This is a genomic window from Mesorhizobium sp. CNPSo 4689 (assembly GCF_057784325.1).
In genome coordinates, this window is the sequence record NZ_JBWLUZ010000010.1 from 75,348 (window position 1) to 92,597 (window position 17,250).

At 66.1% G+C, this 17,250-nt stretch carries 12 protein-coding genes; 7 read left to right on the top strand and 5 right to left on the bottom strand.

The window, feature by feature from the left end:
• Positions 1-45: 45 nt before the first annotated feature.
• The 7 genes from AC04SI_RS16135 (at position 46) to AC04SI_RS16165 (ending at position 12,284) form a co-directional block, all read left to right on the top strand.
• Entirely contained in the window at positions 46-2,604 is a 2,559-nt protein-coding gene (locus tag AC04SI_RS16135) for a sensor histidine kinase (protein WP_404274577.1), read from the top strand.
• An 8-nt stretch (positions 2,605-2,612) separates the two neighbouring features.
• Positions 2,613-4,118: a tRNA (adenosine(37)-N6)-threonylcarbamoyltransferase complex ATPase subunit type 1 TsaE gene (tsaE, locus tag AC04SI_RS16140; protein WP_488474498.1), complete on the top strand. Its 1,506-nt coding sequence runs from the start codon at positions 2,613-2,615 to the stop codon at positions 4,116-4,118.
• Entirely contained in the window at positions 4,115-4,843 is a 729-nt protein-coding gene (locus tag AC04SI_RS16145; RefSeq protein ID WP_404274575.1) for a nucleotidyltransferase family protein, read from the top strand. The genes tsaE and AC04SI_RS16145 overlap by 4 nt, the downstream gene beginning before the upstream one ends.
• Positions 4,840-7,959, top strand: a complete 3,120-nt coding sequence (gene addB, locus AC04SI_RS16150; protein ID WP_488474499.1) for a double-strand break repair protein AddB — start codon at positions 4,840-4,842, stop codon at positions 7,957-7,959. The genes AC04SI_RS16145 and addB overlap by 4 nt, the downstream gene beginning before the upstream one ends.
• Entirely contained in the window at positions 7,956-11,474 is a 3,519-nt protein-coding gene (addA, locus tag AC04SI_RS16155) for a double-strand break repair helicase AddA (protein WP_488474500.1), read from the top strand. The genes addB and addA overlap by 4 nt, the downstream gene beginning before the upstream one ends.
• Before the next feature lie 73 nt (positions 11,475-11,547).
• Positions 11,548-11,871, top strand: coding sequence for a thioredoxin (gene trxA / locus AC04SI_RS16160; protein ID WP_006201263.1), 324 nt, complete (start codon positions 11,548-11,550; stop codon positions 11,869-11,871).
• 131 nt (positions 11,872-12,002) lie between these two features.
• A complete protein-coding gene (locus tag AC04SI_RS16165; protein WP_140606681.1) occupies positions 12,003-12,284 on the top strand; it encodes a cupin domain-containing protein in 282 nt (93 codons plus the stop codon).
• Positions 12,285-12,303: 19 nt separating this feature from the next.
• Here AC04SI_RS16165 and AC04SI_RS16170 read toward each other — a convergent pair whose 3' ends face one another.
• The 5 genes from AC04SI_RS16170 to trpB form a co-directional block, all read right to left on the bottom strand.
• Positions 12,304-12,723: a VOC family protein gene (locus AC04SI_RS16170; protein ID WP_404274571.1), complete on the bottom strand. Its 420-nt coding sequence runs from the start codon at positions 12,721-12,723 to the stop codon at positions 12,304-12,306.
• 31 nt (positions 12,724-12,754) lie between these two features.
• On the bottom strand, positions 12,755-14,080 hold the full coding sequence (locus tag AC04SI_RS16175; RefSeq protein ID WP_404274570.1) for a bifunctional folylpolyglutamate synthase/dihydrofolate synthase: 1,326 nt from the start codon (positions 14,078-14,080) through the stop codon (positions 12,755-12,757).
• Positions 14,081-14,142: 62 nt separating this feature from the next.
• Positions 14,143-15,069: an acetyl-CoA carboxylase, carboxyltransferase subunit beta gene (gene accD / locus AC04SI_RS16180; protein ID WP_404274569.1), complete on the bottom strand. Its 927-nt coding sequence runs from the start codon at positions 15,067-15,069 to the stop codon at positions 14,143-14,145.
• A gap of 36 nt (positions 15,070-15,105) precedes the next feature.
• Complete coding sequence (trpA, locus tag AC04SI_RS16185; RefSeq protein WP_404274567.1) at positions 15,106-15,945, bottom strand: tryptophan synthase subunit alpha; 840 nt, start codon at positions 15,943-15,945, stop codon at positions 15,106-15,108.
• 2 nt (positions 15,946-15,947) lie between these two features.
• Complete coding sequence (gene trpB, locus AC04SI_RS16190; RefSeq protein ID WP_404274566.1) at positions 15,948-17,168, bottom strand: tryptophan synthase subunit beta; 1,221 nt, start codon at positions 17,166-17,168, stop codon at positions 15,948-15,950.
• Positions 17,169-17,250 lie beyond the last annotated feature (82 nt).

Genomic DNA, 17,250 nt, shown 5'->3' on the forward strand with positions numbered 1-17,250 from the left:
CGCATCAGGGCGGTCTTGCATTCAGGCGGCGAAGAGGACCAAGACATGCCGGGGGAAAACCCGCGTCAGGCGGGACAGGCCGTTTCCGGCGGCCATAACGATTCGACAAGGACCCGCCCCGCCGTCGCGGGCGGGCGTCTTTCATCGCGTGCCGGAGCCCGCATCGGGACATTTCTTGCCACCTCGGTGCTTTCCGGTCCACTGCTTGTGTTTGCCGCGCATGCCGAACCAACGCAAAAGGCCGGACTGGGGGTCAGCGCGGTCGAGGTCATGCAAATGGCCATGTTCGCCGGCGTGATGGGTGCGGCACTCGTCTCGGCGATCTTCCTGATCCGCGAAAGGGCGCGCACCTCGGCGCAGAATGCCGAACTCAGGACCCGCATAGCAGACGTCAACGCGGCGCTGCAGCGCTCCGAGGCGCTGCTCAACCTGCGCGACCAGCGCGTGGTCGTCTGGGCCTCGGAGAACAAGAAGCCCGAGCTCCTCGGAACCTTGCCGGTGGAGAGCGGCGCGCCCGAGGACCGGGCAGCCTTCCTCGCCTTCGGTCGCTGGCTGATGCCGCGTTCGGCGGCGGCACTCGAACACGCGATCACCGCCTTGCGCGAAAAGGCAAAGGCCTTCGATCTCGTCATCGAATCGCAGGCCGGCGTGCCGCTCGAAGTCTATGGCCGCAAGAGCGCGGCGCATGTGCTGGTGCGTTTCGTCTCGCTGTCGGAAACGCTGCGCAGCCAGGCAAGGCTCAAGATCGAGAACCAGCGGCTCGGCGCCGACTACGACACCATGCTCGGCCTGCTCGACGCACTGAAGATGCCGGCATGGCTGCGCGCGGCCGACGGGCGGCTGAAATGGGTCAACCGCGCCTATGCCGAGGCGGTCGAGGCGCCGAACGCCGAAACCGCGGTTCGCGAGGCCAAGGAATTCCTCGGCGGCCAGGCGCGCGAGACGATCGCCGAACAGCACAAATCGCGCCTGGTCTTCGAACAGACGCTGTCGACGGTGATCGAGGGTGACCGTCGTGTGTTCGCGGTGACCGATTTCGCCGGCACCGACGGCTCGGCCGGGCTTGCCTGCGACACCAGCGCCACCGAAACCATCCGCGGCGAATATGAGCGCACGGTCAGAAGCCACGCCGACACGCTCGACCAGCTCAATACGGCGGTCGCGATCTTCGACACCGACGAGAAGCTGCGCTTCTTCAACCAGGCCTTCCAGAAGCTGTGGAATCTCGACAGCGGCTTCCTGCACAGCGCCCCGGACAATGCCCTGTTGCTCGACCGGCTGCGCAGCGAAGGCAAGATCGCCGAGCAGCCCGAGTGGCGGCGCTGGAAGGAGGGTCTGCTCAGCGCCTACCGCGCGGTCGAATCGCAGGAGCACTGGTGGCATCTGCCTGACGGCAAGACGATCCGCGTGGTCGCCAACCCGCAGCCCAAGGGCGGCGTGACCTGGGTATTCGAGAACCTGACCGAGAAGATGGACCTCGAAAGCCGCTACCAGACGGCGGTGCGGGTCCAGGGCGAGACGCTGGACAACCTTGCCGAAGGTGTTGCTGTGTTCGGACCCGACGGGCGGCTTCGCCTCTCCAACCCGGCCTTCGTCGCGCTGTGGGGGCTGAGCCAGGACGTGGTCAAGCCCAACGTCCATGTCCAGGCGATCCGCGACCTCTGCGACCAGCGCGCCGCGGACAGCCCGTGGGGCGGGTTCGTCGCCGCCATCACCGGCTTCGACGACGAGCGCCGCGACCGCCATGGCCAGACCGAACTCACCAACGGCACCGTGTTGCGCTATGCCGTCATCCATTTGCCCAACGGGCAGGTGATGATGACCTTCGTCGACGTCACCGACAGCGTCAATGTCGAGCGGGCGCTGAAGGACAAGAACGAGGCGCTGGAGAAATCCGACCAGCTGAAGAACGATTTCGTGCAGCACGTTTCCTACGAGCTGCGCTCGCCGCTGACCAACATCATCGGCTTCACCGAGCTTCTGTCGCTGCCGGCGACCGGTCCGCTGACGCCGAAGCAGCGCGAATATGTCGAGCATGTCGGCTCGTCCTCTTCGGTGCTGCTCACCATCGTCAACGACATACTCGACCTGGCGACGGTCGACGCCGGCATCATGCAGCTCGACATTTCCGAAGTCAGCGTCGAGCGGACCATCGCGGCAGCATCCGAACTGGTCGCCGAGCGGCTGGAGGAGCATTCGATCAAGCTCAAGGTCGATGCGGCGGCGGCGCCGAAAAGCTTCCACGGCGACGAAACCCGCATCCGCCAGATCCTCTATAATCTCCTGAGCAACGCCGCGAACTACGCGCCGGAGGCAAGCACGGTGATGCTTGCCTGCCGGCAGCTGGCCGAGGGTGTGGAATTCTCCGTCCACGACGACGGCCCCGGCATGCCGCCGGACGTGCTCGATTCAGTATTCCGCCGCTTCGAGCCGAGGACCAATGGCGGACGTCGGCGCGGCGCCGGGCTTGGCCTGTCGATCGTCAAGAGCTTCGTCGAATTGCATGGCGGCAGCGTCCGCATCCAGACCGGCAGGGACAGCGGCACCACGGTCATCTGCACCTTCCCCGACGCGCCTTCGGGCATTCGCGCCGCGGCCGAGTAGCGCGCTTCATGGCAGGGCTGGAGCGTTTTCTCGCCGACGAGGCCGCGACCGCAAGGCTCGGCGAGGATCTCGCCATGGCGCTGCGCCCCGGCGATGTGCTGGCGCTGAAGGGCGATCTCGGCGCCGGCAAGTCGACGCTGGCACGGGCGCTGATCAGGGCGCTGGCCGACGATACGGCCCTTGACGTGCCGAGCCCAACCTTCACGCTGGTGCAGAGCTACGACACGCGCGTGCCCGTGCATCATTTCGATCTCTACCGCCTGTCCTCGGCCTCCGAACTCGACGAACTCGGCTTCGACGACGCGCTGGCGCAAGGGGCAGCGCTGGTGGAATGGCCGGAACGAGCCGAAGCCCAGATGCCGGCAAGCACGCTCTGGATCGAACTCGTTCATCAGGCCGAAGGGCGCCGGGCAAGCCTGTCGGGGCAAGGTGCTGCCATCGAGCGCGCGGCGCGGTCGCTGGCGATGCGTGATTTTCTCGACTCGGCCGGCTGGGGTGAGGCGAGCCGCCGCCATTTCGTCGGCGACGCCTCGGCCCGCTCCTATGAAATCGTCTCGCGCGCCGGCTTTGCGCCGCGCGTGCTGATGAATTCGCCGCGACTGGTGCTGGGCCCGCCGGTGCGTGACGGCAAGCCCTATGCCGTGATCGCCCATTCCGCGCAATCCGTCACCGCCTTCGTTGCCATCGACAAGGCGTTGCTGGCTGCCGGCGTCTGTGTGCCGGAGATCCATGCCGAGGATCTCGACCAGGGCTTTTTGCTGCTTGAGCATCTCGGCTCGGAGGGGTTCCTGGGTAGCGACGGCCAGCCGGTCGCCGAGCGCAATGCGGCAGCGGCCGAACTGCTGGCGATGATGCACGGCAAAGCCTGGCCAGAGCGGATGGAGGCGGCACCCGGAGTCTTCCACGACGTGCCGCCCTTCGACCGTGACGCGATGATGATCGAAGCCGAGCTGCTGGTCGACTGGTATGTGCCGATGCTGACCGGCGCCCCGGCCAGCGATGCCCTGCGGGCCGGCTACGCCAGGGAATGGAACGCGGTTCTCGACCGGCTCGCGGCCAGCGAATACACGCTGATGCTGCGCGACTTTCATTCACCCAATATCATCTGGCGCGGCGAGCGGTCCGGGCACGACCGCCTCGGCATCGTCGACATCCAGGACGCGCTGATCGGGCCCGCCGCCTATGACGTCGCCTCGCTGGCGATGGATGCCCGGGTCACGGTATCGCCCGAGATCGAGAAGCGAACCGTCGATGCCTATGTCGCGGCGCGCCACGCGGCCGGCGGTTTCGACGAGGAGGCCTTCAGGGAGGCCTACGCCATGATGGCGGCGCAGCGCAATTCCAAGATCCTCGGCATTTTCGTGCGGCTCGAGAAGCGCGACGGCAAGCCATTCTACCTCAAGCACCTGCCGCGCATTCGCGACTATCTGCGGCGAGCACTGGCGCATCCGGCGCTCGCCGGGTTACACGCCTTCTATGCCGCCCATGACCTGCTGGAAGAACGACCTCTGTGACCGCTAACCCCAAGACTGCGATGGTGCTTGCCGCTGGGCTCGGCAAGCGCATGCGGCCGATCACCGACACGATGCCGAAGCCGCTGGTGAAAATCGCCGGCAAGACGCTGCTCGACTGGGGGCTGGACAGTCTGGCCACGGCCGGCGTCGAGACGGCTATCGTCAACGTCCATTATTTTCCCGAGCAGATCGTCGCCCATGTCGCCGACAGGCGGGCACCGAAAATCGTCATCTCCGACGAGAGCGCTGCCCTACTCGACTCGGCCGGCGGCATCGTCAAGGCGCTGCAGGATCTGGGCAAAGATGCCTTTTACATCATCAACGCCGACACGTTCTGGATCGACAGCGGCCAGCCCAGCCTCGAGCGCCTTTCCCTTGCATGGGACGGCTCGAAAATGGATATTCTGCTGATGCTTACCGATCTCGACTCAGCGACCGGACACTGCGTCGGTACGGATTTCCTGATGGCGCCAGACGGCGCGTTGCGGCGCTCGAAGGGCGATCCGGCCGGGGTGATCTATGCCGGGGCGGCGATCATTCATCCCCGCGTCTTCAAGGACGCACCGGCAAAGCCGCACTCGCTCAACGCCTATTTCGATACGGCCATTGCCGCTGGCCGCCTGTTCGGCATGCAGATGCGAGGGCACTGGATCACCGTCGGCACGCCCGATGCCATTCCGCTGGCGGAAGCGGCGGTCGCCGGCGTTCTCACCGAGTCGCAATGAGCGGCTCGCGCCGCGTCTTCTCGATCCCATCAGGAGCGCCGTTTCTGCCGACGCTGGCGGAGGCCCTGCTGGCCGGCCGGCTGGTTCCCGGTTTCCGCTTCGACGGCGATCCGCTGGCGCTGGCCGACGTCACCATCTATGTGCCGACCCGCCGTGCCGCGCGCGCCCTGCGCGGCGCCTTCGTCGACCATCTGGGCGGCCGCTCGGCGATCCTGCCGGTGGTGCGCCCGCTCGGCGAGTTCGACGAGGACGAAGCCGCCTTCGATGCCGACGCAGCTTCAGCCATCGATCTGGCGCAGCCGATCGCGGCGCAGGAACGGCTGCTCTTGCTGGCGCCGCTGGTGCGGCTGTGGAAGAGCCATCTGCCGGCGGCGGTCGCCGCCCGTTTCAACGAGGAGATCGTCATTCCGGCCTCGGCCGCCGATGCGATCTGGCTGGCGCGCGACCTTGCGCGGCTGATGGACGAGATCGAGACCGAGGGCACGGACTGGGCCAAACTCGCGGATCTGGTTACCGGCAATCTCGCCGGCTGGTGGCAGGTGACGCTGGATTTTCTCGGCATCGTCACCGACAACTGGCCGAAGCTGCTGGAAGAACGCCAGCGCTCCAACCCGGCCGCGCATCGCAGCGCGCTGATCCGGCTGGAGGCGGCGCGGCTGAAACGCAATCCGCCGGCCGGGCCGGTGATCGCCGCCGGCTCGACCGGCTCGATCCCGGCGACGGCCGAACTGCTGGCCGCGATTGCCGGCCTGCCCAACGGCGCCGTCGTGCTGCCCGGCCTGGACAACAGGCTGGACGAGGCATCCTTCGCCGCCCTTTCGGCACCCGGCGCGCGTCCGGCCCTGCTTGGCCACCCGCAATACGGCTTGGCCAAGCTGATCAACGGCATCGGCGTGCTTCGGGCGGATGTCGAGGAGATCGCCGCCGCAGACCGGCCGCTGGCGCTGCGCGCGGCCCTGGTTAGCGAGGCGCTGCGGCCGGCCGAGACCACCGAACTGTGGACCGAGACACGGCTTGCCTTCCAAGCCGGGGATATCGCCGAGGCCCTGGCCGACGTGATTTTGGTGGAAGCCGCCAGCGAACGCGATGAGGCGGTGGCGATCGCGGTGGCGCTCAAACGCGCCGTCGAACAGCCCGGCCAGCGAGCCGCACTCGTCACCGGCGATCGTGCGCTGGCGCGGCGCGTTTCGGCGGAGCTCAAGCGCTTCGACGTCATCACCGACGATTCCGGCGGCACGCCTTTGGCCAACACGCCAGCCGCCAGCCTGCTGAGACTGGCGCTGCAAGCCGTGTTCCGGCCGGGTGACCCGGTCGGCCTGCTGTCGCTGCTCAAGCACCCGCTGCTCGGCCTTGGCCTCGAACGCGCTGATGTCCGCCATGCGGCGGAGATCGTCGAACTGGTGGCGTTGCGCGGCGGCACTGGACGCCCCGATGCCGCTTCGCTTGCAGACCTTTTCGAGGCCCGGCTCTCGGGCCTTGGCGACAGCCGGCCGCCCTTCTGGTTTTCGCGCCTGACGGTGCGCGGCATCGAGAATGCGCGAGAAGTGCTTGCCCGCCTCGTGGCGGCACTCTCCCCGCTCCTCGCTTTTCGCGACGAGCGCGATGCCGATCTCGCCGCGCTGACGCGGGCGAGCATCGTTGCGCTGGAAAACCTCGGCCGGGCGATGGATGGCAGCCTCGTCGAGCTCTATGCCGGCGATGCCGGCGAAAAGCTCGCCGAGCTGCTGCGCGGCCTGGTCGCGGCATCGGCGCCGTTCTCCTTCGCGGCCGTCGAATGGCCCGACGTGATGGAGGCGCTGATCGCGCCGGAAACGGTCAAGCCGGCGCAAGGCACCGATCGCAACATCGCCATCTGGGGCGCGCTGGAAGCGCGATTGCAGAGCGTCGACACGCTGGTCATCAGCGGGCTCAATGAAGGCGTGTGGCCGCGCAAGCCGGAAAGCGACCGCTTCATGTCGCGGCTGATGAAGACCGGCATCGACCTCGAGCCGCCGGAACGGCGCATCGGCCTAGCCGCGCATGATTTCCAGATGGCGATGGGGGCGAGAAAGGTCGTGCTGACGCGCTCCGCCCGTTCCGGCGACGCACCGGCGGTGCCCTCGCGCTGGCTGCAGCGCCTGCTCACCTTCATCGGCAAGGAGCATGCGGCAGCGCCGTTGTGCCGCGGCGACGAATTGCTGGCCTGGGCGCGGGCGCTCGACGCCGGCGAAAAACAGGATTTTGCGCCAAGGCCGCAGCCGAGGCCGCCGCTCGGCGTCCGGCCGCAGCATTTCTCGGTCACCGAGATCGAGACGCTGCGCCGCGACCCCTATGCGATCTACGCCAGGAGGATCCTCGGCCTGATGCCGCTCGATCCGGTGATCCGCGATCCCGGTGCGGCGGAGCGCGGCACGCTGTTTCACGCCATCCTGCATTTGTTCTCGCGCCGTGTGCTGGACCCGCGCGAGCCCGGCGCCCTCGCTGGCTTGATCGAAGCCGGCCGCATCTGCTTTGCCGAGGCGGCGCTGCCGCCCGATGTCGAGGCGGTGTGGTGGCCGCGCTTCGAGAAGCTTGCTGCCAACATCATCGAATGGGAGCACGGCCGCGCCGACGCCGTGGCAAAGCGCCATGCCGAGGAGCGGGCTGAAAAGACCACGGTCGGCCGCACCGGCGTGACGCTGTCCGGCCATGCCGATCGCGTCGATCTGCTGGCCGGCGGCATGGCCGACATTCTCGACTACAAGACCGGCTCCTCGCCCTCCAAAGCGCAGGCGCACACGCTGCTGGCGCCGCAGCTGGCGCTGGAAGGCGCGCTGCTCAGGCGCGGTGCCTTCAGGGATCTTGGCGCCCGCGAGCCATCGCAGCTCGCCTTCGTCAGGCTGAAGCCGAATGGCGACGTGTTCGAGGAATCGATCCTCGAATACTACCGCAAGCCGAGGACCGCCGCCGATCTCGCCGAAGAGGCCTGGGCGCGGCTGGAAAAGCTGCTCTTCCACTATGCCGACCCGACGACCGGCTATCTGTCGCGCGCGCTGCCCTTCCGCGAGGGCGAGGCGGATGGCGACTACGACCATCTGGCGCGCGTGCTCGAATGGTCGGCCGGCGGCGACAGCGACGACGAGGCGGGGGAGGCATGAAGAAGGCCTACCCGATCCCGAGCGACACCGCCGCCAGCCAGGCGCGCGCCTCCGACCCGCTGAATTCGGCCTGGGTGTCGGCCAATGCCGGCTCCGGCAAGACGCATGTGCTGGCGCAGCGCGTCATCCGGCTTTTGTTGCGCGGCACCGATCCGTCGAAGATCCTGTGCCTGACCTATACGCGCGCCGCCGCCGCCAACATGTCGAACCGGGTGTTCTCGACGCTGTCCGAATGGACGTCGCTCGGCGACACGGAACTGGCGGCGCGGATCGAAGCGCTGGACGGCCGTCGGGCCGATCGCGACACGATGCGCCGGGCACGGCGGCTGTTCGCCGAGGCGCTGGAAACGCCGGGCGGTCTGAAGATCCAGACCATCCACGCCTTCTGTGAATCGGTGCTGCACCAGTTTCCGCTGGAAGCCAACATTCCCGCGCATTTCGAAATGCTCGACCCGCAGATGGAGGCGTCGCTTTTCGCCACCGCGCGACGCGACATGATTTCGGGCACCACCGCCGGCGAGGCAGGGCTGGCGGAGGCCTTCGCCACCGTGCTGGAGCGCGGCGGCGAAGCCGGTCTCGACGCGCTGCTTGCCGAAATCGTGCACAAGCGCGACGGCTTACGCGCCTTCATCGGCGCGCTTGGCCGTGGCGGGCTGGGCTTCCAGCCGCTGTTCGACGAATTCCGGTTCCGCGCCGGCGAAACAGCCGAAGGCATAGCCGGCTCGGTCTGGCCGCTGCCGGGCTTCCTGCCCGACTATTTTGCCGGCTTCGCCCATGCCGCCGAGGCCACCGACGCCCGAACCGTCCTGAACAATTTGCTGCCCTATGCCCGTGCCGCCTTCGCCGAGAAGGATCCGATCCGCCGGCTGCAGATGCTCGGCAAGGCCTTCCTCAAGGCGGACGGCGACCCCTACGATCCACAAAAGGCATTCAAAAAGGCGCTGCTCGACCGGCTGCCCGATTTGCCCGAGCGCTATCTGGTGGCGGTCAATGCCATAATCGAGGTTTCGGACAGGTTGGCGCTGTTCCGGATGCTGGAAGGCACGTGCGCCGCGCTGACGATCGCTGGCTGGCTGATCGCGCGCTACGAGCAGCTGAAACGCGGCCGCGGCTTCCTCGATTTCAACGATCTCATCACCCGCACGGTCAGCCTGCTGGCGCGGCCCGACGCCGGGCCCTGGGTGCAATACAAGCTCGACCAGGGCATCGACCATATCCTGCTCGACGAGGCGCAGGACACCAGTCCCGACCAGTGGGAGGTGGTGAAGCGGCTGACGGAAGAGTTCTTTGCCGGGCTCGGCCAACGCGAGACCGTTCAGCGGACGGTGTTTGCCGTCGGCGACGAAAAGCAGTCGATCTACTCCTTCCAGGGTGCCGCCCCGGACTCCTTTGCCGACAGCCGGCTTTTGTTTGCCGGACGCGTGCGCGACGCGGACGCTTCGTTCGCCGATCTCAAGCTGACCTGGTCGTTCCGCTCGACCGACGACGTGCTGGCCGCCGTCGACCGCGTCTTCGCCGAACCGGGCGTACGGCGCGGCATCAGCCACGATCCCGACCCGCTGAGCCACAAGGCGATCCGCACCGATGCGCCGGGCTATGTCGAGGTCTGGCCGTCGATCGGCGCCGATGCGGTCGAGGAACCCGACGACTGGACCTTGCCCGTCAACCATGCCAGCGCGCCGGCGGTGCGCGTTGCCGAGCATGTGGCGGCGACCATCCAGGCCTGGCTCAGGGACGGCGAGACCATCGAAGGCAAGGGACGGAAGCTGACGGCCGGCGACATTCTTGTGCTGGTGCGCAAGCGCGACCGTTTCGTCCATGCGCTGTCGCGCAGCCTGAAGAATCGGCAGATCCCGGTCGCCGGCGCCGACCGGCTTAGCCTGCCCGGCCATATCGCCGTGAAGGATCTGATCGCGCTCGGGCATTTCCTCATTCAGCCGGAAGACGACCTGTCGCTGGCCGCCGTGCTGCGCAGCCCGATCTTCGACGTTTCCGAGGAGCGATTGTTTGCGCTGGCAAACGGACGGCCATCGGGAAAGTCGCTGATCGGATCGCTGCGACAGCACGCCGGCGAAGACATCGCGCTGGCCGCCATCGTTAGCCGGCTCGATGCCTGGTCGGACGAAGCGGCGTTCAAGCCGGTGTTCGAGTTCTATGCCGCGGCACTCGCCCGCGACGGGCTGCGCAAGAGGATGATCGCGCGGCTCGGACCGGAAGCCGGTGATATCATCGACGAATTCCTGAGCTTCTGCCTGGCCGAGGAACGGACCGGCCTTCCGGGGCTGGAAGCCTTCCTGGCGACGCTGGAAAGCACCGGCCCCGAGATCAAGCGCGAGATGGACCAGACCCGCGACGAGGTGCGCGTCATGACCGTGCACGCCGCCAAGGGCCTGGAGGCGCCAGTCGTCTTCCTGGTCGATGGCGGCTCGGCGCCGTTCAGCGACCAGCATCTGCCGAGGCTGATGCCGTTCCAAGGCTCGGGCGAACATTTCGTCGGCAAGGGCTATCTCTGGCGCTCGGCCAGCGACGTCGCCAACGGCTTTTCCAAGACCGCAGCCGCCCGCGCGCGCGAACTGGCCGACGACGAGTACCGCCGGCTGCTCTATGTCGGCATGACGCGCGCCGAGGACCGGCTGATCGTCTGCGCCTATCACGGCAAGCGCGCGCCAAACACAGGCACCTGGCATTCGATCGTCAGCCGCGCGCTGGTCGGCGCGCCTGAAAGCACTGAGCGCAAGCATCCCGCCACCGGCGAGCCAGTGCATCGCTTCAACATGACCAAGCTGCCGCCGGTGGCCATCACAACAAGCGGAGAGAACAGGCCGGCACTGCAGTTCGCGCCGTTGCCGGAGAGCCTGTTCCAGCCGCTGCCGCCTTACGAGGACCTGCCGCGGCCGCTGTCGCCGTCCGGCGCCTCGGCATTGATCGACGAGACCAAGGAAACCGTAGCCGACACGCGCTCGCCGGTGCTGAATGCGGAGGCCGAGCCCGGTTTCGCAGTTATGCGCGGGCTGGCGCTGCACAAACTGCTGCAAATGCTGCCCGGCATCGCGGAGAGCGAACGCCGGGATGCGGCCGAGCGTTATCTGGCGCGCGCCGGCGCCGAATGGCCCGAGGCCGAGCGTAGCAGGGTGCTCGCCTCGGTGTTCTCGATCCTCGCCGACCCGCGCTTCGCACCGCTGTTCGGTTCGTCATCGCGCGCCGAGGTTTCGATCATGGGCAGCCTCGAGGTGAAGGGCAGGAAACGCCCCATCTCCGGCAAGATCGACCGCCTGGCGGTGACATCGGGCAGGGTGTCGATCGTCGACTACAAGACCAACCGGCCGGCGCCGGCGACGATTGCCGAGGTGCCGCCGGCCTACGTGCTGCAGCTCGCGCTCTATCGGGCGCTGCTTCAGCCGCTTTATCCCGGCCATGAGATCTCGGCAGCACTGCTGTTTACCGAGGCTCCAAGGCTGATCGAACTGCCGTCGGCGGTCATGGACGATGCCCTTGCTCGACTCACGGGAGCGTGACACAAGAACTGCTTGAAGAAGGGCGCGACAACCACCACATTTGGTGCAACCGAATTTTCGAAAGGATTTCCGCATGGCCACCGTCAAGGTCGACAAGAGCAATTTCGAGGCCGATGTGCTCAACGCCAAGGAGCCGGTCGTGGTTGATTTCTGGGCCGAATGGTGTGGCCCGTGCAAGATGATCGCGCCGGCGCTCGAAGAGATCGCCACCGAACTCGGCAGCAAGGTCAAGATCGCCAAGCTGAACATCGACGAGAACCCGGAACTGGCGGCGCAGTTCGGCGTACGCTCGATCCCGACGCTGATGATCTTCAAGGGTGGCGAACGCGCCGACATCAAGGTGGGTGCCGCGCCGAAGACCGCGCTGTCACACTGGATCAACGGCAACCTCGCCTGAGCCAATCAAAATGTTTGAAGGACAAGCCCGGCCATCGCGCCGGGCTTTTCTTTGGCGTCATCGCTCAACGTGCTCTGGCCCTCGCGCAACGGTCTTCCATGTCTTCTGCTTGAAAAGGACAGGAGAACCCCATGACCGGATCCGCCAAGGCCACCGTCTTCATCGACAATGAGCGCGTCATCGTCACCGAGTACCGCTTCCAGCCGGGCGACAACACCGGCTGGCACCGCCATGGCCACGACTATGTCGTCGTGCCGCTGATGGACGGCAAGGTGAAGCTCCTGACCAAGGACGGCGAATCCTTCGCCGAGATGAAGAAGGGCGCGCCCTATTTCCGCAAGGAAGGCGTCGAGCACGACGTGATCAACGCCAATGAGGGCGAATACGCCTTCATCGAGATCGAGCTGAAGTAAATCTCTCGCGGCCCAGCGATCACCAGTCGGCGATGCGATCGCCACCAACGAATTGCGCGCTTTTCTCGGTATATTCGAATAGCTCGATCTTCACGCCGTTGGGGTCGCGGATCCAGGCCTGCCAGGTATCGTCGCAGGCATGTTTCTTGGCCGTGATGTCGATGCCCTTCGCCCTTATGTGGGCGATCGCCGCATCGATGTTTTCCACTTCAAGGCAGAAATGGTTGATCTGGTTCAGCTCGCTGTAGCTGGCCTCGTCTTTCTGGAACACCTCGACATGGCTGCGGCCGCCGCAATTGAGGTAGAAGCCGAAAACCGTGCCGTCGCGCAGGAAATTGAATTGGGTGTCCATGCCGAGCACGTCCCGGTAGAAGCTCCGCGTCGCTTCCAGATCATGCGCGAAAATGCAGGCGTGAGCGAGCTGCTTTACCTTGATCATCACTGGCTCCTTGCGGTGATCGGACGCGCGCTCAGGTCGGCGGCGTGCCGTTCTCGGCCAACACGGCGCCGGCCAGGTACAAAGAACCGCCGATCAGGATGCGCGGCGGCGGGCCGTCCCATGTGTCGCGCAGCAGCATCAGGGCGCTGGCGACGGAGCTGACCGGCTCGGCCGACAGGCCGGCCTCGACGGCGCGGATGGCCAGCTCGTCATTCGGCACGCCGGCATCGCTCATGCTCACCGGCACCGTGTAGACATGGCGGGCGAGGCCCTTGAAGGCGCGGAAATAGCCGCTCTGGTCCTTCGTGTTGATCATGCCGGAGATCAGGAACAGCGGCCGCGGGTTCTTGTCTTCCTGCTCGGCCAGCGCCTCGGCGACGACGATGCCGGCGCCTGGATTGTGGCCGCCGTCGAGCCAGATGTCGGCGCCCTTCGGCGCCAGCTCCGCCAGCCGCCCCTGCGCCAGCTTTTGCATGCGGCCGGGCCAGGCGACGCTGGTCATCGCCTTCTCGGCGGCGCGATGGCTGATCTCGAAACCCGCCGCCTTGACCGCGGCGATCGCCGCCGCCGCATTGGCGAACTGGTGTCGCCCCGGCAGGCGCGGTGGCGGCAGGTCCATCAAGCCGTCCTCGTCCTGGTAGACCATGCGGCCGTTTTCCTCGTAGGCGAGGAAATCCTGGCCGTAGACGAAGGTCGGGCAATCGAGCCGCTCGGCGGTTTCGATCAGCACCTGCAGCGCCGTCTCGGTTTCCTGGGCGCCGATGACAACCGGGCAGCCGGGCTTGATGATGCCGGCCTTTTCGGCGGCGATCAGCTCGACACGGTCGCCGAGATAGGCCTCGTGGTCGAGCGAGACCGGCATGATCACCGACACCGCCGGCCTGGCCACGACATTGGTGGCGTCGAAGCGGCCGCCGAGGCCGACCTCGATGATGGCGGCCGCGGCCGGATGTTCGGAAAACAGGATGAAGGTGACGGCGGTGAGGATCTCGAAGACGGTGATCTTCTTGCCTGCATTGGCCTTGGCGACGCGGGCGATGGCTTCGGCGAAAACCTCGTCGTCGACCAGCCTGCCGCCGCCATCGGCGGCAAGACGGTAGCGCTCGTGCCAGTTCACCAGATGCGGCGAAGTGTGCACATGGACCAGATGCCCGGCGGCTTCGAGCAGCGCTCGCGAAAAGGCCGCGCATGAGCCCTTGCCATTGGTGCCGGCGATGTGGATCACCGGCGGCAGCCGGTCCTGCGGGTTGCCCAGCCGCTCGAGCAGCCGCGAAATCCGGTCGAGCGAAAGGTCGAAGCCTTTCGGGTGAAGCGCCATCAGGGCTTCAATTTCACGGTCGGCGGCAAGCGTGGTCATAAAAGAATCCTAAGCGTGCGCGGAGTCTCGCGCAATCGCGGTTCGCGGCTAAGAACGCCGCGTCAGGCCTGCGGCCGTGCTTCCGGCTGGGCAAGCGCCGGCGGCAGGATCTCCGGCTCCAGCGGCTTCTGCTCTTCCGGCATCTTGAGCAGCATCTTCAAGAGCCGCGAAATCGTCTGGCGCAATTCGAGCCTCGACACCACCATGTCGACCATGCCGTGCTCCATCAGATATTCGGCGCGCTGGAAGCCGTCGGGCAGTTTTTCGCGGATGGTCTGCTCGATGACGCGCGGGCCGGCAAAGCCGATCAGCGCGCCGGGTTCGGCGATGTGGACATCGCCCAGCATGGCGTAGGACGCGGTGACGCCGCCGGTGGTCGGATTGGTGAGCACGACGATATAGGGCAGGCCCGCCTCTTTCAGCCGGTCGACGCCGACCGTGGTGCGCGGCAACTGCATCAGCGAGAGAATGCCTTCCTGCATGCGGGCGCCGCCGGAGGCAGCGAACAGGATCAGCGGCCGCTTGCGCTGCAGGGCAACCTCGAAGGCGTGCACAATGGCGTCGCCGGCGGCCATGCCGAGCGAGCCGCCCATGAAGGCGAAATCCTGCACGGTCACCACCACCGGCAAGCCGTCGATGGCGCCCAGCGCATTGACGACGGCGTCCTCCAGGCCGGTCTTGGCCTTGGCGTCCTTGAGCCGGTCGGTGTAGCGCTTCTCGTCGCGGAATTTTAGCGGATCCTGCACCACCTTGGGGTTTTCGAGCGTCTCGTATTTGCCGTCGTCGAAGAAGTATTTCAGCCGCTCCTTGGCCGAGATCTTCATGTGATGGCCGGAGGACGGGATGACGAACTGGTTCTGCTCCAGGTCCTTGTGGAACACCATCTCGCCGGTCTCGGGATCCTTGATCCAGAGGTTTTCGGGCATGTCGGTGCGACGGCCGAGCATCGAATTGATCTTCGGGCGGACGTAATTGGTTATCCAGTTCATCGCTTCGGCTCCTGTCCTGACGAAGAGGTAGGAAGATTATTCGGCGGCAGCAAGGCGGGCCGAGCGCACGCCTTGCGACAGCCCGCTGACCAAAGTGGCGACCGCTTCGGCCGGATCGGCGGTCTTTTCGCCCTTGGGCCCGAGCACATTGGCCACCGCATTGACGATCGCGGTGCCGACGACGACGCCGTCGGCATTGGCACCGATAATGCGCGCCTGCTCGGCGGTCTTGACGCCGAAGCCGACGCAGACCGGCAGGTCGGTATGGCCCTTGATGCGCCTGACGGCCGCCGCCACCTTGCCGGTGTCGGCCAGGGCAGAGCCGGTGATGCCCGTCATCGAGACATAGTAGACGAAGCCGGAGGTGTTCTGCAGCACCTTGGGCAGGCGCTTGTCGTCGGTGGTCGGCGTCGCCAGGCGGATGAAGTTGATGCCGGCCTTGAGCGCCGGGATGCAGAGTTCCTCGTCCATCTCCGGCGGCAGGTCGACGACGATCAGCCCGTCTATACCACTGGCGATAGCGTCCTTGAGGAAACGGTCGACGCCGTAGATGTAGATCGGGTTGTAGTAGCCCATCAAAACGATCGGCGTTTCATTGTCGCTGGCGCGGAATTCCGACGCCATCTGCAGCGTCTTGACCAGCGTCTGGCCGCCTTTCAGCGCCCGCAGGCCCGCCGCCTGGATCGCCGGGCCATCGGCCATCGGATCGGAAAATGGCATGCCCATTTCGATGATGTCGGCGCCCGCCTTGGGCAAGGCCCTCATGATCGATAAAGCGGTGACATAGTCCGGATCGCCGCTCATGAAATAGGTGACTAAGGCGGGGCGGCCTTCGGCTTTCAGTTTTGCCATGCGGCGGTCGATGCGGGTGGTCATGATCAGATCTCCATGCCCAGCATCGAGGCCACCGTGTGCACGTCCTTGTCGCCGCGGCCGGACAGGTTGACGATGACGATCTGGTCCTTGTCCATGGCCGGTACGATCTTGACCGCATGCGCGATGGCATGGGCCGATTCCAGCGCCGGGATGATGCCTTCGACGCGCGTCGTCAGCTGGAACGCTTCCAGTGCCTCGTCATCGAGGATCGGCACATATTCGACGCGACCGCTGTCACGCAGCCAGGAATGCTCGGGGCCGACGCCGGGATAGTCGAGGCCGGCCGAGATCGAGTGGCCATCCATGATCTGGCCGTCGGCATTCTGCAAGAGATAGGTGCGGTTGCCATGCAGCACGCCGGGCGCGCCGGCATTCATCGAGGCGCAATGCTCGATGCCGTCGAGGCCGCGGCCGCCGGCTTCGATGCCGATGATGCGGACTTGCCTGTCGTCGAGGAAGGGATGGAACATGCCGATGGCGTTCGAACCGCCGCCGACACAGGCGATGATGGTGTCGGGCAGCCGGCCTTCCTGTTCGAGGATCTGGGTGCGCGCCTCGGAACCGATGACCGACTGGAAGTCGCGCACCAGTTCCGGATAGGGATGCGGGCCGGCGGCGGTGCCGATCAGGTAATAGGTGTCCTCGACATTGGTCACCCAATCACGAAGCGCTTCGTTCATGGCGTCCTTCAGCGTGCCGTGGCCGGCGGTCACCGGCCTGACTTCGGCGCCGAGCAGCTTCATGCGGAAGACATTGGGGCTTTGGCGGGCGACGTCGGTGGCGCCCATATAGACGACGCACGGATAGCCGAAGCGGGCCGCGACCGTGGCCGAGGCGACACCATGCTGGCCGGCGCCGGTCTCGGCGATGATGCGCTTTTTGCCCATGCGCTTGGCGAGCAGGATCTGGCCGAGGCAGTTGTTGATCTTGTGCGAACCGGTGTGGTTCAGGTCTTCGCGCTTGAAGTAGACCTTGGCGCCGCCGAGATGTTTCGTCAGGCCTTCGGCGAAATAAAGTTTTGACGGCCGCCCGGCATAGTGGGTCGACAGGTTCTGCAGCTCGGCTTTGAAATCGGGATCGTTCTTGACCTCATTCCAGTGCCGCTCCAGGTCGAGGATCAGCGGCATCAGCGTCTCGGCGACGAAACGGCCGCCAAAGATGCCGAACATGCCCTGCTCGTCGGGTCCGGTGCGGAAGGAATTGGGTGTCGCCGGCTTGTCCATCGCCGATCTCCTGCATCTGGTCTTGAGCATGTCCTTGGCGGAAAACCGGTTCCCACTTCTCCGGGACATGCTTTGGTTTAGA

What these genes read in the sequence shown, in the direction of transcription:
- addA (WP_488474500.1), top strand. Translation starts at nt 7,956, where the DNA reads ATGAAGAAGGCCTACCCGATCCCGAGCGACACCGCCGCCAGCCAGGCG.
- tsaE (WP_488474498.1), top strand. Translation starts at nt 2,613, where the DNA reads ATGGCAGGGCTGGAGCGTTTTCTCGCCGACGAGGCCGCGACCGCAAGG.
- AC04SI_RS16175 (WP_404274570.1), bottom strand. Translation starts at nt 14,080, where the DNA reads ATGACCACGCTTGCCGCCGACCGTGAAATTGAAGCCCTGATGGCGCTT.
- accD (WP_404274569.1), bottom strand. Translation starts at nt 15,069, where the DNA reads ATGAACTGGATAACCAATTACGTCCGCCCGAAGATCAATTCGATGCTC.
- trpB (WP_404274566.1), bottom strand. Translation starts at nt 17,168, where the DNA reads ATGGACAAGCCGGCGACACCCAATTCCTTCCGCACCGGACCCGACGAG.
- trpA (WP_404274567.1), bottom strand. Translation starts at nt 15,945, where the DNA reads ATGACCACCCGCATCGACCGCCGCATGGCAAAACTGAAAGCCGAAGGC.
- AC04SI_RS16165 (WP_140606681.1), top strand. Translation starts at nt 12,003, where the DNA reads ATGACCGGATCCGCCAAGGCCACCGTCTTCATCGACAATGAGCGCGTC.
- trxA (WP_006201263.1), top strand. Translation starts at nt 11,548, where the DNA reads ATGGCCACCGTCAAGGTCGACAAGAGCAATTTCGAGGCCGATGTGCTC.
- AC04SI_RS16170 (WP_404274571.1), bottom strand. Translation starts at nt 12,723, where the DNA reads ATGATCAAGGTAAAGCAGCTCGCTCACGCCTGCATTTTCGCGCATGAT.
- addB (WP_488474499.1), top strand. Translation starts at nt 4,840, where the DNA reads ATGAGCGGCTCGCGCCGCGTCTTCTCGATCCCATCAGGAGCGCCGTTT.
- AC04SI_RS16135 (WP_404274577.1), top strand. Translation starts at nt 46, where the DNA reads ATGCCGGGGGAAAACCCGCGTCAGGCGGGACAGGCCGTTTCCGGCGGC.